Source organism: Pseudoalteromonas sp. MEBiC 03485, from assembly GCF_004195145.1.
Classification (GTDB): Bacteria; Pseudomonadota; Gammaproteobacteria; order Enterobacterales; family Alteromonadaceae; genus Pseudoalteromonas; species Pseudoalteromonas apostichopi.
The window spans coordinates 2,293,536-2,315,363 of sequence record NZ_SGBT01000001.1 but is presented as its reverse complement, the minus strand read 5'-3'; the positions used below and the strand labels follow the sequence as shown (position 1 = coordinate 2,315,363).

The 21,828-nt window shown below is 40.5% G+C and carries 18 protein-coding genes; 8 read left to right on the top strand and 10 right to left on the bottom strand.

Features of this window, described 5'->3' with window-relative positions; genetic code table 11:
* Window positions 1-92 precede the first annotated feature (92 nt).
* The 3 genes from EVU92_RS10765 to EVU92_RS10755 all read left to right on the top strand — a co-directional run bounded on the left by EVU92_RS10765 (window position 93) and on the right by EVU92_RS10755 (window position 3,279).
* The gene (locus tag EVU92_RS10765; RefSeq protein WP_130051219.1) at window positions 93-2,018 is read left to right on the top strand and encodes a S9 family peptidase; all 1,926 of its coding nucleotides are present in this window, start codon (window positions 93-95) and stop codon (window positions 2,016-2,018) included.
* Between the two features lie 303 nt (window positions 2,019-2,321).
* Window positions 2,322-2,759 (top strand): SulA-like leucine-rich domain-containing protein, encoded by a 438-nt coding sequence (locus EVU92_RS10760; protein ID WP_130051218.1) that lies wholly within the window; start codon window positions 2,322-2,324, stop codon window positions 2,757-2,759.
* A 40-nt stretch (window positions 2,760-2,799) separates the two neighbouring features.
* Window positions 2,800-3,279, top strand: coding sequence for a YchJ family protein (locus EVU92_RS10755; RefSeq protein WP_130051217.1), 480 nt, complete (start codon window positions 2,800-2,802; stop codon window positions 3,277-3,279).
* Here the strand turns inward: EVU92_RS10755 and EVU92_RS10750 are convergent.
* The gene (locus tag EVU92_RS10750; protein WP_130051216.1) at window positions 3,276-4,100 is read right to left on the bottom strand and encodes an alpha/beta hydrolase-fold protein; all 825 of its coding nucleotides are present in this window, start codon (window positions 4,098-4,100) and stop codon (window positions 3,276-3,278) included. The genes EVU92_RS10755 and EVU92_RS10750 overlap by 4 nt on opposite strands.
* Window positions 4,101-4,102: 2 nt before the next feature.
* Complete coding sequence (locus EVU92_RS10745) at window positions 4,103-4,747, bottom strand: alpha/beta hydrolase (protein ID WP_240701309.1); 645 nt, start codon at window positions 4,745-4,747, stop codon at window positions 4,103-4,105.
* A 362-nt stretch (window positions 4,748-5,109) separates the two neighbouring features.
* On the opposite strand from EVU92_RS10745, the gene EVU92_RS10740 reads away from it, so the two are divergent.
* Entirely contained in the window at window positions 5,110-5,997 is an 888-nt protein-coding gene (locus tag EVU92_RS10740) for a LysR substrate-binding domain-containing protein (RefSeq protein ID WP_054551603.1), read from the top strand.
* Window positions 5,998-6,052: 55 nt separating this feature from the next.
* Entirely contained in the window at window positions 6,053-6,817 is a 765-nt protein-coding gene (locus EVU92_RS10735) for a YdcF family protein (protein ID WP_130051215.1), read from the top strand.
* Window positions 6,818-6,823: 6 nt separating this feature from the next.
* Here the strand turns inward: EVU92_RS10735 and EVU92_RS10730 are convergent, their stop codons facing one another.
* Window positions 6,824-7,576: a Nif3-like dinuclear metal center hexameric protein gene (locus tag EVU92_RS10730; protein WP_130051214.1), complete on the bottom strand. Its 753-nt coding sequence runs from the start codon at window positions 7,574-7,576 to the stop codon at window positions 6,824-6,826.
* Between the two features lie 150 nt (window positions 7,577-7,726).
* On the opposite strand from EVU92_RS10730, the gene EVU92_RS10725 reads away from it, so the two are divergent.
* Window positions 7,727-8,104: a hypothetical protein gene (locus tag EVU92_RS10725; protein WP_054561783.1), complete on the top strand. Its 378-nt coding sequence runs from the start codon at window positions 7,727-7,729 to the stop codon at window positions 8,102-8,104.
* A gap of 30 nt (window positions 8,105-8,134) precedes the next feature.
* On the opposite strand, the gene EVU92_RS10720 is transcribed toward EVU92_RS10725, so the two are convergent.
* A complete protein-coding gene (locus tag EVU92_RS10720; RefSeq protein ID WP_130051213.1) occupies window positions 8,135-8,611 on the bottom strand; it encodes an HPP family protein in 477 nt (158 codons plus the stop codon).
* Between the two features lie 99 nt (window positions 8,612-8,710).
* Between EVU92_RS10720 and EVU92_RS10715 the strand changes: the two genes are divergently transcribed.
* A complete protein-coding gene (locus EVU92_RS10715) occupies window positions 8,711-9,253 on the top strand; it encodes a TetR/AcrR family transcriptional regulator (protein WP_130051212.1) in 543 nt (180 codons plus the stop codon).
* Between the two features lie 43 nt (window positions 9,254-9,296).
* Here the strand turns inward: EVU92_RS10715 and EVU92_RS10710 are convergent, their stop codons facing one another.
* The 6 genes from EVU92_RS10710 to EVU92_RS10685 all read right to left on the bottom strand — a co-directional run bounded on the left by EVU92_RS10710 (window position 9,297) and on the right by EVU92_RS10685 (window position 20,302).
* Window positions 9,297-12,482, bottom strand: coding sequence for an amidohydrolase family protein (locus EVU92_RS10710; RefSeq protein WP_130051211.1), 3,186 nt, complete (start codon window positions 12,480-12,482; stop codon window positions 9,297-9,299).
* A gap of 107 nt (window positions 12,483-12,589) precedes the next feature.
* Window positions 12,590-13,414: a M90 family metallopeptidase gene (locus EVU92_RS10705; RefSeq protein WP_130051210.1), complete on the bottom strand. Its 825-nt coding sequence runs from the start codon at window positions 13,412-13,414 to the stop codon at window positions 12,590-12,592.
* Between the two features lie 89 nt (window positions 13,415-13,503).
* Window positions 13,504-16,410: a ligand-binding sensor domain-containing diguanylate cyclase gene (locus EVU92_RS10700; RefSeq protein ID WP_130051209.1), complete on the bottom strand. Its 2,907-nt coding sequence runs from the start codon at window positions 16,408-16,410 to the stop codon at window positions 13,504-13,506.
* 131 nt (window positions 16,411-16,541) lie between these two features.
* Window positions 16,542-17,177, bottom strand: a complete 636-nt coding sequence (locus EVU92_RS10695) for a CatA-like O-acetyltransferase (protein WP_205987943.1) — start codon at window positions 17,175-17,177, stop codon at window positions 16,542-16,544.
* A gap of 157 nt (window positions 17,178-17,334) precedes the next feature.
* Window positions 17,335-18,375 carry a Glu/Leu/Phe/Val dehydrogenase gene (locus EVU92_RS10690; protein WP_130051207.1) on the bottom strand — a complete coding sequence of 347 codons (1,041 nt, stop codon included), beginning with the start codon at window positions 18,373-18,375 and terminating at the stop codon, window positions 17,335-17,337.
* A gap of 400 nt (window positions 18,376-18,775) precedes the next feature.
* On the bottom strand, window positions 18,776-20,302 hold the full coding sequence (locus EVU92_RS10685) for a fumarate hydratase (protein WP_062570698.1): 1,527 nt from the start codon (window positions 20,300-20,302) through the stop codon (window positions 18,776-18,778).
* Window positions 20,303-20,483: 181 nt separating this feature from the next.
* Between EVU92_RS10685 and pabB the strand changes: the two genes are divergently transcribed.
* Window positions 20,484-21,827 (top strand): aminodeoxychorismate synthase component I, encoded by a 1,344-nt coding sequence (pabB, locus tag EVU92_RS10680; protein ID WP_130051206.1) that lies wholly within the window; start codon window positions 20,484-20,486, stop codon window positions 21,825-21,827.
* The last annotated feature ends 1 nt before the right edge of the window (window position 21,828 follow it).

The window sequence follows — 21,828 nt, the reverse complement described above, 5'->3', positions numbered from 1 at the left end:
TGATTTGTAACAAATATCGAACGGGTAAAACTTGCGTTTAGATTATGAACAGGCAACACTTTATAACGAAAAATTAACAAGGAATAATTACAATGAAACCGAGTTTTCAACTAGCTGCCGTTGCATGCGCACTTAGCCTTGCACTTGCAGGATGTTCACAATCAACCCCATCAACAAGTAGCACCGAAAGCGTGCAACAAAGCCAAACTGTTAAACAGTATGATGCTGAAACCTTTTTTGACACAACCTCAATTATGGGCAGCAGCTTTTCACCGAAAGGTGACAAAATACTCGTTAGCAGTGACGAAAGCGGCATTTATAGTCTTTATGAAGTAGATATAAAAACTGCCAAGAAAACCCGCTTAACAGACTTTGAAGACAGTACTTATGCAGTGGCTTATTTCCCTAAAGATGAGCGCGTACTATTTACTAAAGACTCAGGCGGTAACGAGCGTTATCACATCTACGTTCGCGAAACAGATGGCACAGTTAAAGATCTTACGCCAGGTGAAGAAACCAGAGCAGGATTTGCAGGTTTCACAGAAGACGGTAAACACTTTTTTATAACCAGCAATCAGCGTGATGCTAAGTTTATGGACCTATATCGTGTTGATGCTAACAGCTATGAAGTAACACCTGTTTATCAAAATACCATGGGCCTTGATGTCGGCGCAATCAGCCCTGATGGCCGTTTTATTGCTTTATCGAAAAACAATTCGAACAAAGACAGTGATGTATTCATACTTGATACTCGTAAAAAAACTCTGAAACCAGAGCTCATTACCCGCCATGACGGCGACGCTAAATACGGCCCTGAAACATTTTCAAGAGACAGTAAATCATTGTACTACTCAACTGATGCTAAGGGTGAGTTTGCAGAAGTATGGCGTTATGATTTAACTACCGGTGAGCACAGCCCTGCCCTCAAAGATGAGTGGGATGTAAGCTTTATTTACTTCTCTAAATCTGGCCGTTACCAAGTAAGCGGTGTTAATGCTGATGCAAGCACTAAGGTGTCGATAATCGATACCACCACAGGTAAAGGTATTGCCATGCCATCACTGCCTGCTGGTAACTTACGCGGTGTAAATTTTTCAGCTGATGAAAAAACCATGGCGTTTTACCTAAATTCAGACACCTCTCCAAGCAACCTATTTGTATGGCAAGTCGGTGAGTCGAAAGCTAAACAATTAACCAATACATTAAGTGATGCAATTGATCAAAGTGACTTGGTTGAAAGCACCATTGTGCGCTTTAAAAGCTTTGATGGTTTAGAAATTCCGGGAGTTTTATACAAGCCTAAGCAAGCCAACAGCAACAACAAAGTACCTGCTTTAGTATGGGTGCATGGCGGCCCTGGTGGACAAAGCCGCACTGGATATAGTGCTATGCAGCAACATCTAGTAAATCATGGTTATGCCATTTTTGCAGTCAATAACCGAGGTAGCTCAGGTTACGGTAAAACCTTCTTCCATTTAGATGACAAAAAGCATGGCACTGACGATTTACAAGATATCGTTTACGGTAAAAAACACCTGCAAAGCCTAGATTGGGTCGATGCTGATAAAATTGGCATCATAGGGGGCAGCTATGGTGGTTTTATGACTGCTGCTGCACTTGCCTTCGAACCTGAAGAGTTTAAAGTCGGCATTAATATTTTTGGTGTAACGAATTGGGTTAGAACCTTAAACTCGATTCCACCATGGTGGGAAAGCTTTAAAAAGGCGCTGTATGACGAAATGGGCGACCCCGCGACAGACGGTGAACGTCACCGTGCAATTTCGCCACTATTTCATGCTAAAAACATCACTAAGCCTTTAATGGTGATTCAAGGTGCTAACGACCCTCGCGTTTTACAAGTTGAAAGCGATGAGCTCGTTGCCGCTGTAAAAGCAAATGGTGTGCCTGTCGAATATGTATTATTCGATGATGAAGGCCATGGGTTTACTAAAAAGGAAAACCGTATAAAAGCCTCAAACGCATATCTTGAGTTTTTAAATACCTACTTAGATAAATAGCAGAACTACAAAGATTAAGAGCCGGTTTCTATACCGGCTTTTTTATGCAAAATACCTGTATAGAAGCAAAACTTAGCTATTTACATAGTACTGTATAAAATACTGTATAGCTTTAGCGGTAAATTTCTCACCTTTTTCAACCTTCAAAACAAAACCATAACCAATTGTTTAATAACAACTAAATTATTTTAATTAAAATAAAACTGAATTATTGGTTAAAAAATAGCAAAAAAGTACTTGCGCAAGAACACTGTATAAACTACTGTATACACATACTGTATAAACAACCAGTGAGTGAAAGTTATGTTACAGCCAATTACCTTAAGAACAGTTAAAAGCTACCAACAAGATAACGACAAAGCGTCTGTTAACTTAATTCAAATTGAAGATGAAATATCAGCAACCTTTGAACTATTAAAGGTATTGCATCATTACAATAGCCAAAATGCATGGACCCTATTAATTGCTCCTGATCATGTTCCTAGTAAAGCGTTATTAGATTCGTGTTCGATTGATACCAGCAAACTGCTTGTGATAAGACAAAAGCATTTAGTTAACCTTGAGTATGTACTTAGCTCAGCATTACATAACGGTAATTTTGCTGCTGTAATCACATGGACAGATATTGTAAGCAATCATCAACTTGATTCGATGAACTTAAACCTTGAGCAGGCATCTGCTAAGTTTTATTGTTTTACAAAAAGCGCCCAATTAAACAATTTAGTACCGCAGCCACAATAGGCTTGTTAAAATAACAATTTATAGTTTTAGGTAAGTTGTTATGACATCACTCACACACTCCCTTTGTCCTTGTGGCAGCGAATTGACTTACGAGCTTTGCTGCCAACCTTTTCATACAGGTGCAAGCCAAGCTGATAACCCAGAGCAACTTATGCGTTCTCGTTTTAGTGCCTACGCGCTAAAAGATGCTAAATATGTATTTAGTACCTATGCACAAAGCCAGCAAGCCGCTAACCCGGTTCGCGAAATCAAAGATTTTGCTAATAGCTGCCGTTTTACCAAACTCAGTGTTTTAGATACTGAACATAATGATCAAGAAGGTTTTGTAGAATTTAAAGCAAATTACTTTTACCAAAACTTGTATTGTGAGTTACACGAAAAATCGCGTTTTATTAAAGAAGATGGCCTATGGCGTTACCTAGATGGTGATATAACGCCAGTTGCAGATATTAAAATTGGCCGTAATGATGAATGCCCTTGTGGTAGCGGCAAAAAATATAAAAAGTGTCACGCTCTTTAGTTATCATTAACCTGGTAAATCCAGTCTAAGGCTTGGGTAATCGTTGTTGGGAATGCTGTTGCATGGCGTGCCTGAGGGATAACAAATAAATTTGTTGTAACCAGCGCGCCGCTTTGTTTATTAATTTTAGCTGCTAATTGCCTTGCGCCCGAAACCATTTGTTCACCTTCACTTTCTTCAAGTTCTCCGATACCAATATACACTTTAGTTGTTTTGCTCGTGGGCACCACAGGTAAAGCTAAAAGGTCATGCTGCTTAAACCACACTGAAGGGCTACCTATGACATAACTGGAAAAAAGCGTAGGCTCAGTAAACAAGGTATAGGCTGCAAATAAACCACCAAGCGAGTTACCGACCAAGGTGTTTTTTTGGCTTGTTCTGTACTGAGCATCAATATAGGGCAATACGGATTGTTTTAAATAATTGAGGTAGTTTCTTGCTCCCCCAGTCTGTCGCTGCCAATTTTTATCTTCAAATGGGGTGTAGTCATAAATACGGCTATTAAGCCCAGACATGCCTTTTTGGTATCCTATAGCAACGATAATCACCTCTTCAATGGACCCCGAATTCATCATAAAGCGACTAGCACCAGAGGCAATTGGCAAACTATAATTTGCATCTAATAGATACACCACAGGGTAGCGTTTATGACTTTGCTTTTGGTAGCTAGGTGGCAGTTTAATAGTGATTGGGTATTCGTTGTCTGAATGTTTATCTTTAAGCAAAACTGTATCAGTGCGCGGCAACGTAAACGGCTCAGCATCGCATGAAAAGCTTATTCCGAAAACACTAATCGCTAAAAATAACAATATATAAGGCATAGTTAATCCTTTAGCCACTTCTTAATAGGTAACACCCATTCATCTTTTGGCTTATAAAATGCGCCATGTGAAAGCCCTGTATTGATGCTTATTTCTTCGAACTTGGTTACCTCATTCCTATCAATTAAAAATTGGCAAGAGCCAACCTGATCTGAACGTTCAAAGATAGAGTAAACCTTGCCGTAAGCTTTAACTGATGGGAGCTTTTTAATTAAACCAGCACAACCAGCTAAAATAATTAAGTTGATATTTGTACGTTTAAGTTCATTGGCTGCCATTATCGACAATGCCCCACCCCTTGAAAAACCAACCAAACTGATGTTTGATTCAGCAACACCGGCAGTTATTAATGCTTCAACGTCTGCTGCAAGCTTTTTCGCAAACACAAAAGGTTCAGTGCCTTTTGGTCTATGGTAAGCAATTAAATGATAGCTCTCATCTGCAAGCGCTTCTTTTACGGCAACAAAATCATAAATCCCAAAGGTTTTGTGAACAGGCTTAGGGTTATGCCCTTCTACAATAAAACCATGTGAATAAAAAACATAGTGACCATGTGGATCAATTTCTGTCGGAAACTGGCTGTTAATAGTGCCAGCAAAAGCAGGCATAACCCAACAAGCACAGAGTAAAAATACAGTACGCAACACAGACATCCCTATGAAAAATAAAACTACCATTGTTTTAGATAATAACATTATAAAAAATAATACCTTAGCGAACAGCTCTACCCTACTACTATTAATTGAAAATAAATATCAAGTTAGTTCTCGCAAGCTATAACACTATTAAAATAGCAAGTTTTAACTTGAGGTAAATTCATATAATTTCATAACTAAAATACAAACAATTACATGACAACGCTGTCAACTGTTTATAGGAAGGCGTATTGTAAAAAAGCGGTTAAATTAATCGCCAACTTTAGACGTCTAGACGTTGAAAAAAATAATTCTAAGGCGTAGTATGTTCGTAATCTGAGTCAGACTCACATTTTTCATGAGATTTTTTAAAGATGATTGATATAAAACACTTAAAAACCATAGCGACCCTTAAAGAAACAGGCTCTTTGGTCAATACAGCGCGTGAGTTATTTCTAACTCAATCGGCTTTATCGCATCAAATTAAAGATCTTGAGAATAAGTTAGATTGCCAACTGTTTGAACGTAAGACACAGCCTGTGCGCTTCACACCACAAGGTATGTTACTTCTGGAACTTGCTAACGAGGTATTACCTCGAGTTGAAGCAACGAAATGTCGCTTAAAGGAAAGCCTGAATCAGCCAATATCAAATTTACGTTTAAGTGTTGAGTGTCATGCCTGCTTTCATTGGTTGCTACCAACCATAAAAGAATTTAATAACTTTTGGCCTGATATTAAAATTGATTACGAGCGCGGCTTTAGTTACGACGCTATCCCAGATTTAATTAATGATGAATTAGATCTAGTGCTGACTTCTGATATTCGTGAACCCGATCAGCTTGAATATGCTCACCTGTTTGATTTTAAATTAAAACTAATCGTTGCACCGGATCATGAATTGGCAAAAAAAGCCTATGTCACGGCCCTTGATTTAAAGAACGAAACAATTATTTCTTACCCTATTCCGCGTGAGCGCCAAGATATCTTTAAACATTTCATTCAAAATGCACGATTTGATGGCACCCTTAAAACGGTTGACCAAGGCTTATTGATTTTCCAATTAGTGAGCGCAGGTATGGGAGTTGCTGCATTACCAGATTGGCTAGTCACCCCTTATGAAAGCCAAGGGCTTATTAAGTCTATTCCGTTAGGTGCATTAGGTCTTACACGCCCTATGTATTTAGCGATGAAAAAAAATATGAAAGATAACCCTGTTTATCGCCACTTTTTAAATACTTGTAAGCAAAATAACGGTCGCTAAAGCAAGGCAAAATAACTAACATAGCATTATCTGTCACAGACAATAGCATTGATATATGTTTGAAATTAAAAAGATCATTGGCTCATTATTAATGCCCCTGCCGTTGCTCGGGCTGCTTACTTTAGTGATGGTATTTTTAGCCATTACACATAAACGCAAAGCACTCTATTTTGGCTTTGTTAGCATTTTAACTTTAATGCTGATAAGCACGCCATTTATTGGCCAGTCATTGATAGCTACAAGCAATAACCCTGCATGGCAATTTAACCAAGCAAAACATCCTAAACTTGATAATATTGTGGTACTTGGCTGCTCAATAATGCCCAACTCGCGCCTTCAAGCAAACCACCAGTTAGGCGATTGTGCGCTTGCTCGCTTACTTGAAGGTGTTAAGCTTGCTCACCATTATCCAAATGCCATCCTCTATGTATCAGGGGGCGGTTTTGCTAATACCACCAATAGTCAACTCATGTTTGAAACAGCAAAAGCGTTAGGTATTTCTGCAACGAGAATTAAACAAAACCCCCTCGCTATGGATACCGCAGAAGAAGCGAAGCGACTTGCCATTTATTTAGTCGATAGAAAAACAGCCCTAGTCACCTCAGCAAGCCATATGCCGCGAGCGAAAGACTTATTTAATGCACAAGGTGTTGATGTGATCCCAGCGGCAACCGACTTTCAAGATTTTGGTCAGTATCCAACGTATAAACAGTTTATACCTGATGACGCTGTACTTGTTGCAGTTACCAGAGTTGCTCATGAGAAAATTGGCAGTGCATGGGTGAGTGTGCGCCGCTGGATTGATCCAGAGGTGCTATAGACTTAATCAGACTGGATTGTCTATATCGATAAACGTTACATCAAAACCATGCTGCTCAGCTAAAAGTTCGCCTAAGGCTTTAATGCCATAACGCTCAGTAGCATGGTGTCCTGCTGCAAAAAAGTCGATGCCTTGCTCACGTGAACTATGAATAGTCTGCTCAGAGGCTTCACCAGTAAGATAAGCATCAATACCTTGAGCAGCCGCTAAATCAATATACCCTTGTCCACCTCCTGTGCACCAAGCGATGGTTTCGATTTTCTGTTCTCTAACCAAGCTAGTTAATGGTGCACGGTTAAGTACTTGAGTAATTTTGTCGGAAAACTCTTCACCGCTTAATGGTGTTTTTAAACGTCCCTTTACTGGCACACTATTTGGACCTGATTCAAGCCCGCCTGTGAACTCAATATCGAGTAACTTTGCCAATTGTGCGTTATTACCAATGTCGGGGTGAATATCTAGCGGTAAATGATAGCCATATAAATTAATATCATTTTTTAAAAGTGCCGCTATACGGCGCTTTTTCATGCCCGTGATTGGCTGTGACTCCCCTTTCCAGAAATAACCATGGTGTACCAAAATAGTATCTGCATTTTGTGTAATAGCAGCATCAATCAATGCTTGACTTGCTGTGACACCCGTCACTATTTTTTTTACTTCGCTCGCACCTTCAACTTGTAAGCCATTTGGGCAAAAGTCAGCGATAGAATCAGGTTTAAGAATGTCGTTTAATAATTGAGTAAATTGTTTGCGTTGCATATAAAAATCGTCCTTCAACCCTCTATTTTGTGCAAATTTTGGCGTTTATGAGTGAAAAATGGAAGGAAAATCGCAAAAAATTGAAAAGTAAGCTGAAAATAGGTATAAATATATATTCTTAATCTGTGTTTACAACGTATAGGGTCTCTGATGAGCAAACTAGACAAAACAGAAGTGTTAAATGCCTTCGAAGCAGCATACGAAGCAGCGAATGGTAAGAAACCTGAAATCACAACAAAACCTGGTTGGTATAGCATCGACGGTGGCAAAAATATGCGCCTTGCTGATGTTGCAGCGCTGACTGAAGAGCTCACTTCTGGTAAAACAGCTGAGCCTAAAGCAGAAGAAGCACCAAAAGCACCAGCGAAAAAAACCAAAACTAAAACCGCTGCGCCGGCTAAAACAGCTAAGAAAGCATCGTTCACTGTTGTTACAGCAAACGATGATGGTTACAAAGCTGAAGAGCTTTGGATTGTTAACCTAGCTGAAAAAGACCACGATTGTCGTTTACCGCGTGGTGTTGTGTAATTTAATTACACTTAAAAATTTTAAAAACCGCTACTCGTTAGCGGTTTTTTTATGCCCATTCAACTGAATATTTAATAGCCATTGACTTAAATAACCAAATAACACAATAAACACAGTTCCAATCAGTACGGGCATCACTAAAAAATCCCAACTTTGTAGAGATTGCATAATCAAAATTGGGTTAGCGCCTGCTGCGGGATGAATTGTATCTGTCAACATCATCAGGCTAATTGCCAACCCTGTGGCTAAAGCAATTTCAACAGGCCCTACTCCAACATAATTTACAAATACAACGCCGATTAAAGCAGTCAAAATGTGCCCGCCGATGACATTCTTCGCTTTCGCTAAAGGACTGTGCGGTACACCAAACACCAGCACCGCAGTTGCACCAAATGGCGCCATCAACCAAACACCATAATTTCCTAATTGCTGCAAATAAGCTAAAACAAAAATTGCCATACAAGCAAATATGCCAGCAATAGCAGCTTTACGAAATTTATTTTCCATAACACCTCCAAAAGTAGACCGAGTTGTCTACCTCGCAAATGGTAGACAACTCGGTCTACTTCTGTCAAGCTATCATTAGTCACCCAATGAGGCTTTGTTATGGATAAACGAACACATATTATTTTGACTGCCCTGTCACTTTTTTATCAAAAAGGCATTCATAGTGTGGGAATAAACGAAATTATTAATGTGGCTGGTGTCGCCAAAAAAACCATGTACCACCATTTCGCAAGTAAAGATGAATTATTACTTGCGTGCCTTAGTGAGCGACATAACAGATTCTTAAATTGGTTAACGCATGCCACCAGCAAGCTAACCACTGTTGAAGAATTTAAAGTAGCTTTGATCAGCTGCCATGAAGCTTGGTTTAATTCTGAGGTGACTGAGTTAGGTGATTTCAATGGCTGTTTATTTATTAACACTGCAGCCGAGTTTCCTGATCCTACTAGCCCGATAAATCAAGCCTGTAAAGAACATAAAATGGCCATACAGCAGTTAATTAAACTGCGTCTGTCATCGTGTAATAACATGGAAAGTGCGCAGCTGGACACGCACAGCCACTATTTAATGACGCTCGTTGAAGGCATGATCTGCCAAGCAAAACTAATAGGAACTAAACAGTTTCCTCACTTAAAACAATAAAAAAGCGGCACTATGGCCGCTTTCAGTTTAGATTTTTGCTATGTTAGATTTTTTCAAAATATAACTTTTCGCGTTTTTTCTCACCCACTTCGTTCATGGTTGCAGCATCAAATAGACGACCATTAATCATGGTGTAATCTATTTTATCTGTATCACGAATGTTAGTTAGCGGGTTACCGTCAATAACGATTAAATCTGCAAGTTTACCCGGCTCAAGAGAACCGATGTTGTTATCAAGGCCAATGTATTTAGCGGGATCTAGCGTTGCCGCACGAATTGCTTCTAGTGGCGTCATACCACCTTGAGCAAACATCCAAATCTCCCAGTGTGCAGCTAAACCTTCACGTTGACCATGTGCTCCCAGATTGACTAAAACACCTAAGTCCTGTAGCTCTTTGGCAACACGGGCATTGTTAAAGTGATTATAGTGATGATCGGGAGCCTTAACACGACGCATTGAACGAGGTAAAAGCTGATTCTTTGGTACAAACTTACTTAAGCGTGGGTGATTCCACACATCAGTCTTATCGTACCAATAATTTTCACCCCAAATGCCACCGTATGCTACACCGAGTGTCGGCGTGTAACCAACATCGCTTTGTGACCAAAGCTGGCGAATATCATCGTATATATTGGCTACAGGAATTGAGTGTTCAATACCCGTATGACCATCAACCACCATGGTTAAGTTGTGCTGCAGTAATGATCCACCCTCTGGCACAACCATCATTTCAAGTTCACGGCCTGCTTCAATTACTTGCTGGCGCTGTTCACGACGCGGTTGGTTATATGATTTAACACTAAACGCGCCCACTTTCTTTAAGCGCTCAAGGTGGAACTTAGCATCTTCTAGCGAGTCAATGTGCGATGTATAACCTGGCATATTCGCACCATATAAAATGGTACCCGTAGAGAAGATACGAGGGCCGACAATCATGCCTGCTTTTTGCATTTCACTTGCAGCAAAAATCTCAGTGGTGTCGTTTGATGGATCATGAATCGTTGTCACACCTAACGCTAATCCAGCTAAGTTCTTCCAGTTCTGCTGTGGAATGATCTCATCGCTACCTTGCGAGCCATGTGCATGCGCATCAACAATACCCGGCATAATTGTTTTACCAGTCACATCAATTACTTCTGCGCCTTTAGGTATATCAACACTGTCTTTACTACCTACAGCTTTAATATGCTTACCGTCGGTAACAATAACGCCGTTTTCAATGACCTGCTCACCATTCATGGTAATAATGCGCGCGCCAGTTAACGCAAATACAGATTTAGGCTCCGCCATGGTTTTTGTAAAACCGATATTGTCGCCACTTTTAACTTTAAAATCAGTCTCAGCATTTTGGTTAATATCAAATAAACCCGCTAGGCTTGCATGATATAACTCAGGGCCCAAGCTCCAATAAAGTTTATCGCTTGTACCACTCCAACTGATATTTTCACCCGCACGAACAGAGAGCTGCTCAATTGGGAATTGGCTATCTTTCGGGCCAATATTAATGGTTTTACCACGTTCAACAAATGGCGTGACAAACACTTTAAATCGCTCTGCAAACGCTAAGTATTTACCATCTGGTGATACTCTAAACTCTGTTGCATGCTCTGATTCATAAAGTTTACGAATTTGTTTTGATTCAAGTTCAACAACGCTTAATGTTGGTTTTGGCCAAGGACTCATCACATAAATACGGTCGTTTGCTACACCAAATTGTGGTTGATAGCCTGATTTAGTGATAAGCGTTGCTTTACCGCCTTTAGCACTTACTGAGTAAATACCTGGCTCTAATGACCATGTAGGATTAAGAATACTGCCGCCTGACGCTTTACGGTAAACAACCGTTTTGCCATCTGGGCTAAATGTTGGCTCTACATATTTACCCGGCTCTTTGGTAATAGTATCGCCACGACCACTACGCGCAGATACAACACGTACTGAGCCCTGCTCATTATCATCCCATGTTGTGTAAACAATTTTCTTTCCATCACGAGAGAACTGTGGGAATAATTCAAAGTGATCGTCTTGCTTAGTTAAGCGCTTCACTTTGCCAGACTCTAAATCACGCTTATAAATATGACCTAGCGCTTCAAATATAGCCGTTTCACCATCTGGTGAAATTTGTACATTGCGCAGCATTTTCACATCAAAATTATCGCTATCGATGTTTTGTGTAAAACGCACTGCTTTTTGAATTTGCTTATTGGTTTCAACTTTAAATGGAATAGTCGAAACAGACTTATCATCGACATCTAGCTTATGGATAGTACCACCAGCCCAAAATACCAATTGTTCGTTATCTGGTGTCCAAGCGATTGTTGGATATACGCCATGAATAGCCCATGTCTCTTGCATATCGCGCTCAAGCTCACCATACAGCTTAGTATGCTCACCGGTGTGAAGGTCATATAAGTACAAGCTTGTTTGAAAATCATCACGCTTGATGTAAGCAAGCTTTTTACCATCTGGCGAAGGTGTAGGACGAATAGCCCCGCCCATGCCATCGATAATTGTTTCAATATCGCCAGTTTCACGGTCATAGCGTTTAATTTTATAAATACCCGCTACAGAGTCTTTAGAGTAATGAAATGTTTTACCCGGCGTTGCATCATGAGAGAAATAAACATAACGCCCATCAGGCGAGAACATTGGCTCACCTAAGTCTTTTTGGTCGTTTTCGCGTGCAGTTAGCTGTACACCTTTACCACCCGCTTTATGGTATAGCCATACTTCACCTGCACCCAAAGAGCGGCTTGCAGTAAAGTGCTTACGAGCCACTAAGTAGTCTCCATCAGGGCTCCAAGCTGGGCTATTTAATAAACGAAATGTTTCATTCGTTACTGCCTTTTGGTTTTCACCATTTAAATCCATAACCCAAATGTTGTCGCCACCACCTTGGTCTGAAGTAAATGCAATGTGCTTACCATCAGGGCTAAAGCGCGGTTGCATTTGCCATGCTATATCACTGGTTAATTGCGTTGCAGTACCACCAGACATTGGCATGGTATAAATATCGCCGAGTAGGTCAAACACGACTGTTTTACCATCAGGGCTAATATCAACATTCATCCACGTGCCTTGCTCAACACTAATTTTAGCGTCTAAGAATTGGCCTTTTGGTGCGTCTACCTGCCATTTGTCATCATTTGATTGCTCAGCTGCAGCCACTTGCCCTGTTAAAGCAAGTGAAATCGATACAGCAAGCGCTGTATGAAGCATTTTCTTCATTGAAATCTCACTTTTTTATTGTTTTGCTTATATGCACACTTTCAGGATTGCACCAAATAGCATAGCAAGATTCCAGTGATTCGTGTTAAACAGACGTAAATAGTCGACTAATGCCACGCAATCGGATCAAACTGATAAAAGCCAACCAGTAAATGGTATATTTCTGGGTCAAACTGTCTGAGTTCAGCAGGCTTTTCTAAAAAGGTTTCAGTAATAACAGCAAAAAACTCTGCCTCATTGGTCGCGCCATAGCTGTGAATAACATGAGGCATGCCATAGGCTAAATGGGTTTTTAATTGATTAAACGCACGGCTAAATACTTTTGCCCACTTTTGGTAATCCTCATTACTCGAAAGCAATGGCGTGCCTGTAGTTTTGCCGGTTTCTTGGTCGAGCTGATGGGCAAATTCATGAAACACCAAATTATGACCATCACTTGGCAAGCGATTCCCCTCAAGGACATCATGCCAGCTCAATACCAGCGTTCCGCCCGGCCATGATTCACCTTGTCGCACAGTATTGTGATAACTGACAAGCCCAGCATTATCGCGGGAAGTTTGTGGTGCATAATAAGCACTAGGGTAAAGTAGGATTTCTTTTACATTGCGATACAATGGCCACGGTTTATTAAGCACTAAAACACAGGCATCTGCCGCTACAATCAGCTTCATTGCATCATTAAGCTCAAGGCCATCACAACCAATAAAGCGTTTTTCATTTAAAAACCAAACGATGTGACGCTCCAGCTTTTCACGATCGGCATCCGTCATCTTTCGGTAGATAGGCATATATTTTAACAGCAGATTTTTTTGCTGAACATTGAGGGAGTTATTGAGGTATTTTTTCTGCCAAAAGTGATTACGGATGTCGTCCCAGCGCCAGTAACACACAACAAAAATTATTAAAAAAAGTATCAAAACCAGGTTAAGCATTACTATCGCCTAAAAAACAATCTTGATACTTTAATGTGTGCAAACAAAAAAAGATCAATTGTTTACACACATTTTTATTTTCAGATTGGCTAATCTAGCGCAGTGCAACCTTGATTATAAATAAAAATTTTATTACGCCCGTTGTTTTTAGCGTGATAAAGAGCTGTATCTGCATGTGATAATAAACGGTCATAATCAGTAACTTCTGCATTATCTGCAACGCCAAAACTAACCGTCACTGAGAGCTCTTGTGCTAATTCTGAAAAATCGTAATCGGCTATTTCTAAACGGATAATTTCACACATTTTTGCAGCTTCTTCAGCATTTTTATAAGGGAACAGCAGAGTAAACTCTTCACCGCCCCAACGAGCGGCATAACCTTCATCAGGGAAGTTCAGGCGCAGCAAACGAGCAATTTCACAAATCACTTTATCGCCAATTAAGTGCGAGAAGTTGTCATTAATAAGTTTGAAGTGATCAATATCCATAATGGCAATACTAAGCGTTTTATTATCACGCTGAAATTGATTAAAGTTTTCAGATAACCAGCTATCGAAAGCTCGTCTGTTCGGTAATTGCGTTAACTGATCATGGTTCGCTAAATGAGCAAAAGCATCCGCTTGGGTTTGTAAATCATGCATTTGCTGTTCAACTTTTTCGGTTAACTCAATTTCAATACGCTTATAATGATATAAGCGGTATTTATAAATGACATAAGCAGTAAAAAGTACGGCAATTAAGATAAATAACTTAAAGCTAGTTTTTTGCCAAAAATAAGGGGCGATTTTAAAACGCAGTACTTGCTCATTATTTTGCCAATCACTATTAGGATACCCTGCACGCACTTTAAAGGTATATTCACCCGGCGGTAAATTGGTGTACTCCGTAATGGCCAGACGCCCCCTGTCTACCCATTGTTGATTGTAACCACTTAATTGAGTTTGGTAGTTTAAACGCCCAGGCATGATAAAACTAAGCCCTGCATAGTTAAACGAAACACGAGAAACACCAGCAGGTAAACTCAAAACTTCATTACCAACAGGTAAAGTCATTGGTTTGCCATCGACTTCAAAGCTTTCAATAACCGTCGATAATCGTCGTTTACTAGCTTCTTTTAAGCGCTCTGGTGTTACGATAGCGACACCTTTAGCAGTAGCAACCCATATTTGTCCATCGGAATGAAGAACAGCTGCTGGGTTTGAACCGCCATTTGCTTGCGCGCTCAACATGCCATCGCCTTCATCATAAAGCTGCATCGAAATGCTCATTGGTTGAACTTTTTCAGGGTTATCTAGTATTGCAACTAACTGAGCTTTGTTGACTTGAATAACACCACGGTTACTGGTCAGCCATAATGAGTCACCTTGCTCAATTACTTGGAACAGCTTATCAACTGGTAAACCATGATCTCGACCAAACAAGCTCATTTTATCTGTGCTGAGATTGTAGCGAACTAGGCCTCTATCAGTAGCAAGCCACATAGTATCGTCATCTAAATAAAAGCCAAATGCATACTCAGTACTGAACTGCTTTGGAAACTCTAGAGTTTTAAACTGCTTTGTTGCTGGGTCATAAATTGAAACACCGACCCCCGTACCAACCCATAACCTGCCATGGTCATCTTCGACAAGGGCCATAATGAAATCACCAATTAAACCATCTTCTGTGGTGAATAATTCAGTTTGCCCGGCAGGATCTATTTTGGTTAAACCACCCGCGGTGCCAATCCATAAGTTATCCATTTTATCGAACAACACAGCGCGAACTTCATTACTAATCAAGCCATTACTGCGATTTCTTACTGGGTAAATTTGTTTGTTTACCACTTTCATTAAACCTGCAGTATAAGTGCCTAACCACACTGTGCCTTGTTTATCTTCGGTTAAACTTAAAACTGATAGCGGGTCTTTTTCATAGGCTTGGCTAAGAGTTGTGAGCTTGCCATTTTCAATACGGTTTAAACCATTACTACTGCCCACCCACAAACTACCATCAGAATGCGATAACACGGTACGCACATAGTCAGATGCAAGCCCACGACTTTGACTCCAATTTGTAAATGGCGCTTCTCGCAGGCGAAATAAACCAGCATTAGTGCCAACCCAGATACTTTTTTCGCGATCTTGCAGTAAAGATAAAATACGGTTGTTGGGTAAACCATCATCGGCGGCCAAGTTTTCAAGTCCTACACTGCTGAGTCTGAACACTCCTTTATTGATGGTACCAAACCACAAATCGCCTTCACTATCTTCAAGTAAGCTAGAAATAGATTCTTTATTCAGTACAGGGTCAACAGAAATGAATTTGTCTTGCTGCTTTTTCCATACTCCCTTTTCGGTCCCAACAATTAAGGTACCTGAACTAGTGAGTAACAAAGTAAAGACAGAGGCGTCAGGTAGGCCTGATTCTTGACCTACTCTACGAACTTGATTATTAATAATTTGATAGAGTCCATCACTGGTAGCAGCCCAGATCACCCCAGTTTTGTCCTGTAAAAGACGATATGCGCTCAGCTTATCAAGTAACTTTTGCTCAGTGGCATTTTCAGAAGCACGATAAGTAATGCCTTGTCCTTCTAGTGCTAACCAAAGCTCACCTTGTTCAGTGACAAGCGCATGATTTACCATCGCAGAAGAACTGGGTAATGCGCGCCACCCACCTTGTGAGCGAAGAGCAATACCACCTCGCGCACCAACGATATATAAATCTCCATTATCCATGGGAATAAGGCTACGTAAGCCTGAATCTGGTAAACCAGGAATTTCTGTGCGAGTGAAAAGTTTAAACTCACGGCCATTAAAGCGAGAAAGGCCTTCCCAAGTCGCTATCCAAATGTAGCCATCTTTAGTTTGCGTAACGCTATTAATACTATTATGAGGAAGTCCGGCGCGAGTACTCCAAGTCTCTGTAAAGTAGTCACTCAGAGAGAGGCGTGCAGAGTCTGCAAAAGCGCTGAAACATAAGAAAAGTAAAATACAACTAACTACCCGCACCATAAAACTAAAACCCTGATATTTATTATCGTTCTATTCAGTGATGTAGCTCTGTGAAGCCAAAGTCATCGCTAACTTCAGATAATACTACATTAGTTGCAATTCTTACTCACTTTAATGACATTTAGCAACAATCAATTACAAAAATTCGTAATTTTATCTTGCAGTATTTTCACAAATCGCGCCACATGTAAGCCATCCATCAAAGCATGATGCACATCAATTGAGAGTGGCATCTTGCCAGTTTTCGAGTCATATTGACCAAACACAAACTTAGGTATACCAAGGCCGTGCCCCTCACTCACGGCATGCGAGAAGCCTGTGAAGTTTAACCATGGAAGCACTGAGATATGAATAAGATCAGGCTGCCCTTCTGTTGCAGCAAATGCATCAGAAAAAAATGGCTTTGCTTTACTTGTTTTGCTCGCTGAAATGGCATGTTTTGAGAAATCGTCCATCGACGCTTGTTTTTCAAAATAACTAAAGCGGAATGTTTCATTTTCAGCAAGCTCTACAACACTGCCTCTTACCGATGACAGTTGTACTGGCAAACAATCAATAATACGTTGACGCATCGGCGCATAATCATGGCATGCTTCAAGTGTTAGGTAGACATAGCAGTGAAAAAACGAATAAGACTCTGTTTTACATTTAGTGTATAGAGCTGCCATATCGAGCGAAACACACACATTAAAATAAGGCAGAGAAAATTCTTTGAAAAAAGCAAAATGCTGTTTACGAGGCCAAGTCGCTAGATCAATAGGCGTGATTTCACAAGATGGAGCTTTCATTAGGTGTCCTCGAAATTTAAAAGCTGAGTGTACCTAGCAAGCTTAACTTCGTCACCTTGATGCGATAAATAACAGATACAAAAAAGGTGCGACCTGCGCACCTTTTTTTGACTGTAAATTTAGTGAATTTACTAAATTATAAACCGTTTTCGATGATTTCTAATGCTAGCTCATCTGCAATTAAATGCGTCGACTTTTGCTCTTTTTCCGAACGAGCAAAGATTTCAGTTAGGGTATCAAAGATGCCTTCAACGTGTTTCGTTGATGCTTCTGCACTATAACCTTCTGGCGCTGTTTCGTAGTAAACGTTGATGATACCACCTGCGTTAATTACGTAATCTGGAGCGTATAAGATACCTTTTTCACGAATAATTTCACCGTGACGAGACTCTGCTAATTGGTTATTAGCACAACCTGCAATAATCGTTGCTTTTAAACGAGGGATAGTCGTGTCGTTTACCGTTGCGCCTAGGGCACATGGTGCATATACATCAACATCTAAGTCATAGATTTCATCAATACCCACAGCCGTTGCATTGAAGTCATTTACAACACGCTCAACAGCTTGCTCATTGATATCTGTTACAAATAATGTTGCGCCCGCTTCATGTAGGTGTTTACAAAGGCCATATGCTACAGCACCTAAACCTTGAACTGCTACTTTAACACCTGCTAGGTCTTGGTGACCACGTTGATGTTGTAATGCAGCTTTAATACCTAAGAATGTACCATAAGCAGTGAAAGGCGATGGGTTACCACTTTTACCTTCAAGACCTAATACATAGTTAGTTTCTTTATTCATAATAGCAACATCGTCACAGGTGATGTTCACGTCTTCAGCTGAATAGTAGCTACCGCTTAATCGCTCTAATTGACGACCAAATGCACGGAAAAGTTGCTCTGATTTTATTTCTTTTGCATTACCAATAATCACTGACTTACCGCCACCAAATGGTAAGCGTGCCACAGCATTTTTATACGTCATACCTTTTGATAAACGTAGTGCGTCAGTTACAGCATCTTCATCTGTTGAGTAGTCCCACATTCTGCAACCACCAACTGCTGGACCTAACTTGGTATTATGAACCGCGATAATAGCTTTTAGGCCTGATTCTTTATCTGAACAAAACACCACTTGCTCGTGGTTATCAAAGTCGACTTTATTAAATACAGCCACAGTTAAATACTCCGAAATTTTCTTACCCTAAGGGGTGTGAGCGCTGAAAGTGCCGAGACTTTATCACTTCGTTTGCTCCCTTGCCACTATATGAGATGATAAAACTAAGCAAAGTTCCCCTGCCGAAATAACAACTCAAAAAATAACACTTTAAAGAAAAAACACACCATAAAAAGCACACTTTAAGCATTGTTAATTCAAAACAAAATATTAACATTGCATACTTAATTACGTGAACGTAAAGGTAAAGTATAGCGTAAAGAAAATATTACAAAGAAATTGTATCGATAAAGCCAAGAAATATATGCTTTTTAAGGGTATGGTGAAGAAATAACTAAGACTGGTCAGAGCTGAAAAAAACGGCGCTGTTGCGCCGTTTATTTAAAGAGTTACAAGATGGTTATTTTAATTTGCCATCAAGTTCTTCGATCTTTGCTTTCCAAATAGCTGGACCTTGCGTATGCGCATTCGCACCTTCACTATCAACAGCAACGGTTACTGGCATATCTTCTACTTCAAACTCGTAGATTGCTTCCATACCTAAATCTTCGAACGCAACAACACGTGCTTTCTTGATTGCTTTAGAAACAAGGTAAGCTGCACCACCTACCGCCATTAAGTAGATAGACTTATTGTTTTTGATTGATTCTACTGTAGCAGGACCACGCTCAGCTTTACCAATCATACCGATGATGCCTGTGTTTTCTAACATCATATCGGTGAATTTATCCATACGAGTCGCAGTTGTAGGGCCTGCTGGGCCTACTGCTTCATCACCCACAGCATCTACAGGGCCAACGTAGTAGATAAACTTGTTATCAAAATCAACGCCTTCTGGTAAACCTTCACCTGATTGGATCATGTCTTGTAGACGCTTATGAGCTGCATCACGACCCGTTAAGATAGTACCAGACAGAAGTACAGTTTCACCCATCTTCCATTCTTGCGTATCTTCTTTAGTCAGTGTGTTTAAATCAACGCGACGTGTACCTTCGCCAACTTCAAACGTAACTTCTGGCCAATCTTCTAGTTTCGGTGCTTTAAGATCAGCAGGGCCTGAACCATCTAACGTAAAGTGAACGTGACGAGTTGCTGCACAGTTAGGGATCATAACCACTGGTTTTGATGCTGCGTGAGTCGGTGCCGTTTTGATTTTCACATCAACTACGGTTGTTAAACCGCCAAGACCTTGTGCACCAATACCTAATTTATTTGCACGTTCGAAGATATCGATACGCATTTTTTCTTCAGTTGTTTCTGCGCCGCGCTCAATCAGCTCGTGAATATCAACTGGGTCCATTAGAGATTCTTTAGCAAGTACCGCAGCTTTTTCTGCAGTACCACCAATACCTATACCTAACATGCCAGGTGGACACCAGCCCGCACCCATCGTTGGTAATGTTTTTTCAACCCATGCAGCCACATCATCAGATGGGTTAAGCATAACCATTTTCGTTTTATTTTCTGAGCCACCGCCCTTCGCTGCCACCATTACTTCTACTTCAGCGCCTGGCACTAAGTCGATATGAACAACTGATGGTGTATTATCTTTGGTGTTTTTACGCGTACCAGCAGGGTCTGCAACAATTGATGCACGTAACGGGTTATCTGGGTTTAAGTATGCGCGACGGGTACCTTCATCAACCATTTGCTGTACGGTCATGTCTGTTTTATCCCACTTAACATCCATACCTACTTTTACGAAACAAGTAATAATACCTGTATCTTGACATAGCGGACGCTTACCTTCAGCTGACATTCGAGAGTTAATTAATATTTGCGCAATGGCATCTTTTGCCGCTTTGCTTTGCTCTTTGTTGTAAGCTTTTTCTAAGGCTTGTACGAAATCGAGAGGGTGATAAAAAGAAATGTATTGCAATGCATCTTCAATGCTATCAATGAAGTCTTGCTGACGAATTGTACTCATTACGGGTTCCTTAAGTTTTTATCGCGTAGCGCTGTACGTGATCCTGAGTAAACCGGTGACGAAGATTTACTCTACGGGTTAGTCATGGCATCACTATAAAGGAAATCATAACGCTGCCAATCAAATTTAACTTATGATACCCTCCTCGCCCGTTTCGGGCTAGTTATTCAGGGCAATGTAGATGATAAACGATGAAAATTTATGCATTAAATTAGAATTAAGCGGTGATTGCATCACGCTATTTACTCATTTCGCTCATTTGCCCCACGCCGTGTTACTTGATTCAGCTAATAGCGAGCATGTGAATAGCCGTTTCGATATCATTGCCATTGCGCCATTAAAGCAATTAGAGGTGCGCGATAATCAGTGCTTTGTAGATGGTAAATTACAATCAAGTGATTGCTTTAGTTTGATGAAATCTGGTCTTAGGGAGTTTAATCACACACCAAACTCAAACAACCTACCTTTTACTGGTGGTTGGCTTGGTTATTTTGGTTATGATTTAGGTCGTGTGATTGAAACTATGCCAAATAGTGCCAAAAACGATATTAATATGCCGCAAATGGCAATAGGTCTTTATCCTGATGCCCTTATTTTTGATAAGCAACAACAAAGCTGGTTTTACGTCTGTCAGCCAAATCATAATCGCTTAGCACTCTATCAACAGCAGCTAAACGAAACACCAGAAAGTGCAGAGTTCGCCCTAACAAGTGACTGGCACTCAAATATGACCAAAGCCAGCTACAGCGAAAAGTTTGAACAAATTCAAGCTTATTTAAAAAGCGGTGATTGCTACCAAATCAACCTTGCTCAGCGATTTAAAGCTGAATTTTCGGGTTCAACATGGCAAGCCTATAAACAGTTGCGAGAAGCCAATAAAGCACCATTCTCAAGCTATATAAACCACCCTGATGGCGCTATTTTATCAATCTCGCCTGAGCGTTTTATTTCAGTTAATCAGGGCCAAATAGAAACCAAACCAATTAAAGGAACGCTTCCTCGTTTGGCCGACCATGAACAAGACCAAGCGCAAGCTTCTCGCTTACAACAATCTGAGAAAGACCGTGCGGAAAATGTCATGATTGTCGATCTTTTGCGTAATGATTTAGGAAAAGTTGCCCGTCCAGGTAGTGTCACCGTGCCGTCCTTATTTGCCATAGAGAGCTTTCCGGCAGTACATCACTTAGTAAGTACTGTGCGCGCAGAATTAGCGGATGGCAAAGATGCCGTTGACCAAATTCATGCTGCTTTTCCAGGCGGTTCAATTACTGGAGCACCAAAAATTCGTGCAATGGAAATTATAGAAGAGCTTGAACCGCATCGTCGTAATGTTTACTGCGGCTCAATTGGCTATTTGAGTGCCTGTGGCAACATGGATACTAGTATCACAATTCGTACTTTAGTGTGTCATCAAGGTGCTATCTATTGCTGGGCTGGCGGTGGCATTGTGGCTGATTCAAAGGTCGACTTGGAGTACCAAGAAACTTACGATAAAGTAAATAAAATACTGCCTTTGTTAAAGTAAA

What these genes read in the sequence shown, in the direction of transcription:
- EVU92_RS10765 (WP_130051219.1), top strand. Translation starts at nt 93, where the DNA reads ATGAAACCGAGTTTTCAACTAGCTGCCGTTGCATGCGCACTTAGCCTT.
- EVU92_RS10760 (WP_130051218.1), top strand. Translation starts at nt 2,322, where the DNA reads ATGTTACAGCCAATTACCTTAAGAACAGTTAAAAGCTACCAACAAGAT.
- EVU92_RS10755 (WP_130051217.1), top strand. Translation starts at nt 2,800, where the DNA reads ATGACATCACTCACACACTCCCTTTGTCCTTGTGGCAGCGAATTGACT.
- EVU92_RS10750 (WP_130051216.1), bottom strand. Translation starts at nt 4,100, where the DNA reads ATGCCTTATATATTGTTATTTTTAGCGATTAGTGTTTTCGGAATAAGC.
- EVU92_RS10740 (WP_054551603.1), top strand. Translation starts at nt 5,110, where the DNA reads ATGATTGATATAAAACACTTAAAAACCATAGCGACCCTTAAAGAAACA.
- EVU92_RS10735 (WP_130051215.1), top strand. Translation starts at nt 6,053, where the DNA reads ATGTTTGAAATTAAAAAGATCATTGGCTCATTATTAATGCCCCTGCCG.
- EVU92_RS10730 (WP_130051214.1), bottom strand. Translation starts at nt 7,576, where the DNA reads ATGCAACGCAAACAATTTACTCAATTATTAAACGACATTCTTAAACCT.
- EVU92_RS10725 (WP_054561783.1), top strand. Translation starts at nt 7,727, where the DNA reads ATGAGCAAACTAGACAAAACAGAAGTGTTAAATGCCTTCGAAGCAGCA.
- EVU92_RS10720 (WP_130051213.1), bottom strand. Translation starts at nt 8,611, where the DNA reads ATGGAAAATAAATTTCGTAAAGCTGCTATTGCTGGCATATTTGCTTGT.
- EVU92_RS10715 (WP_130051212.1), top strand. Translation starts at nt 8,711, where the DNA reads ATGGATAAACGAACACATATTATTTTGACTGCCCTGTCACTTTTTTAT.
- EVU92_RS10710 (WP_130051211.1), bottom strand. Translation starts at nt 12,482, where the DNA reads ATGAAGAAAATGCTTCATACAGCGCTTGCTGTATCGATTTCACTTGCT.
- EVU92_RS10705 (WP_130051210.1), bottom strand. Translation starts at nt 13,414, where the DNA reads ATGCTTAACCTGGTTTTGATACTTTTTTTAATAATTTTTGTTGTGTGT.
- EVU92_RS10700 (WP_130051209.1), bottom strand. Translation starts at nt 16,410, where the DNA reads ATGGTGCGGGTAGTTAGTTGTATTTTACTTTTCTTATGTTTCAGCGCT.
- EVU92_RS10685 (WP_062570698.1), bottom strand. Translation starts at nt 20,302, where the DNA reads ATGAGTACAATTCGTCAGCAAGACTTCATTGATAGCATTGAAGATGCA.
- pabB (WP_130051206.1), top strand. Translation starts at nt 20,484, where the DNA reads ATGATAAACGATGAAAATTTATGCATTAAATTAGAATTAAGCGGTGAT.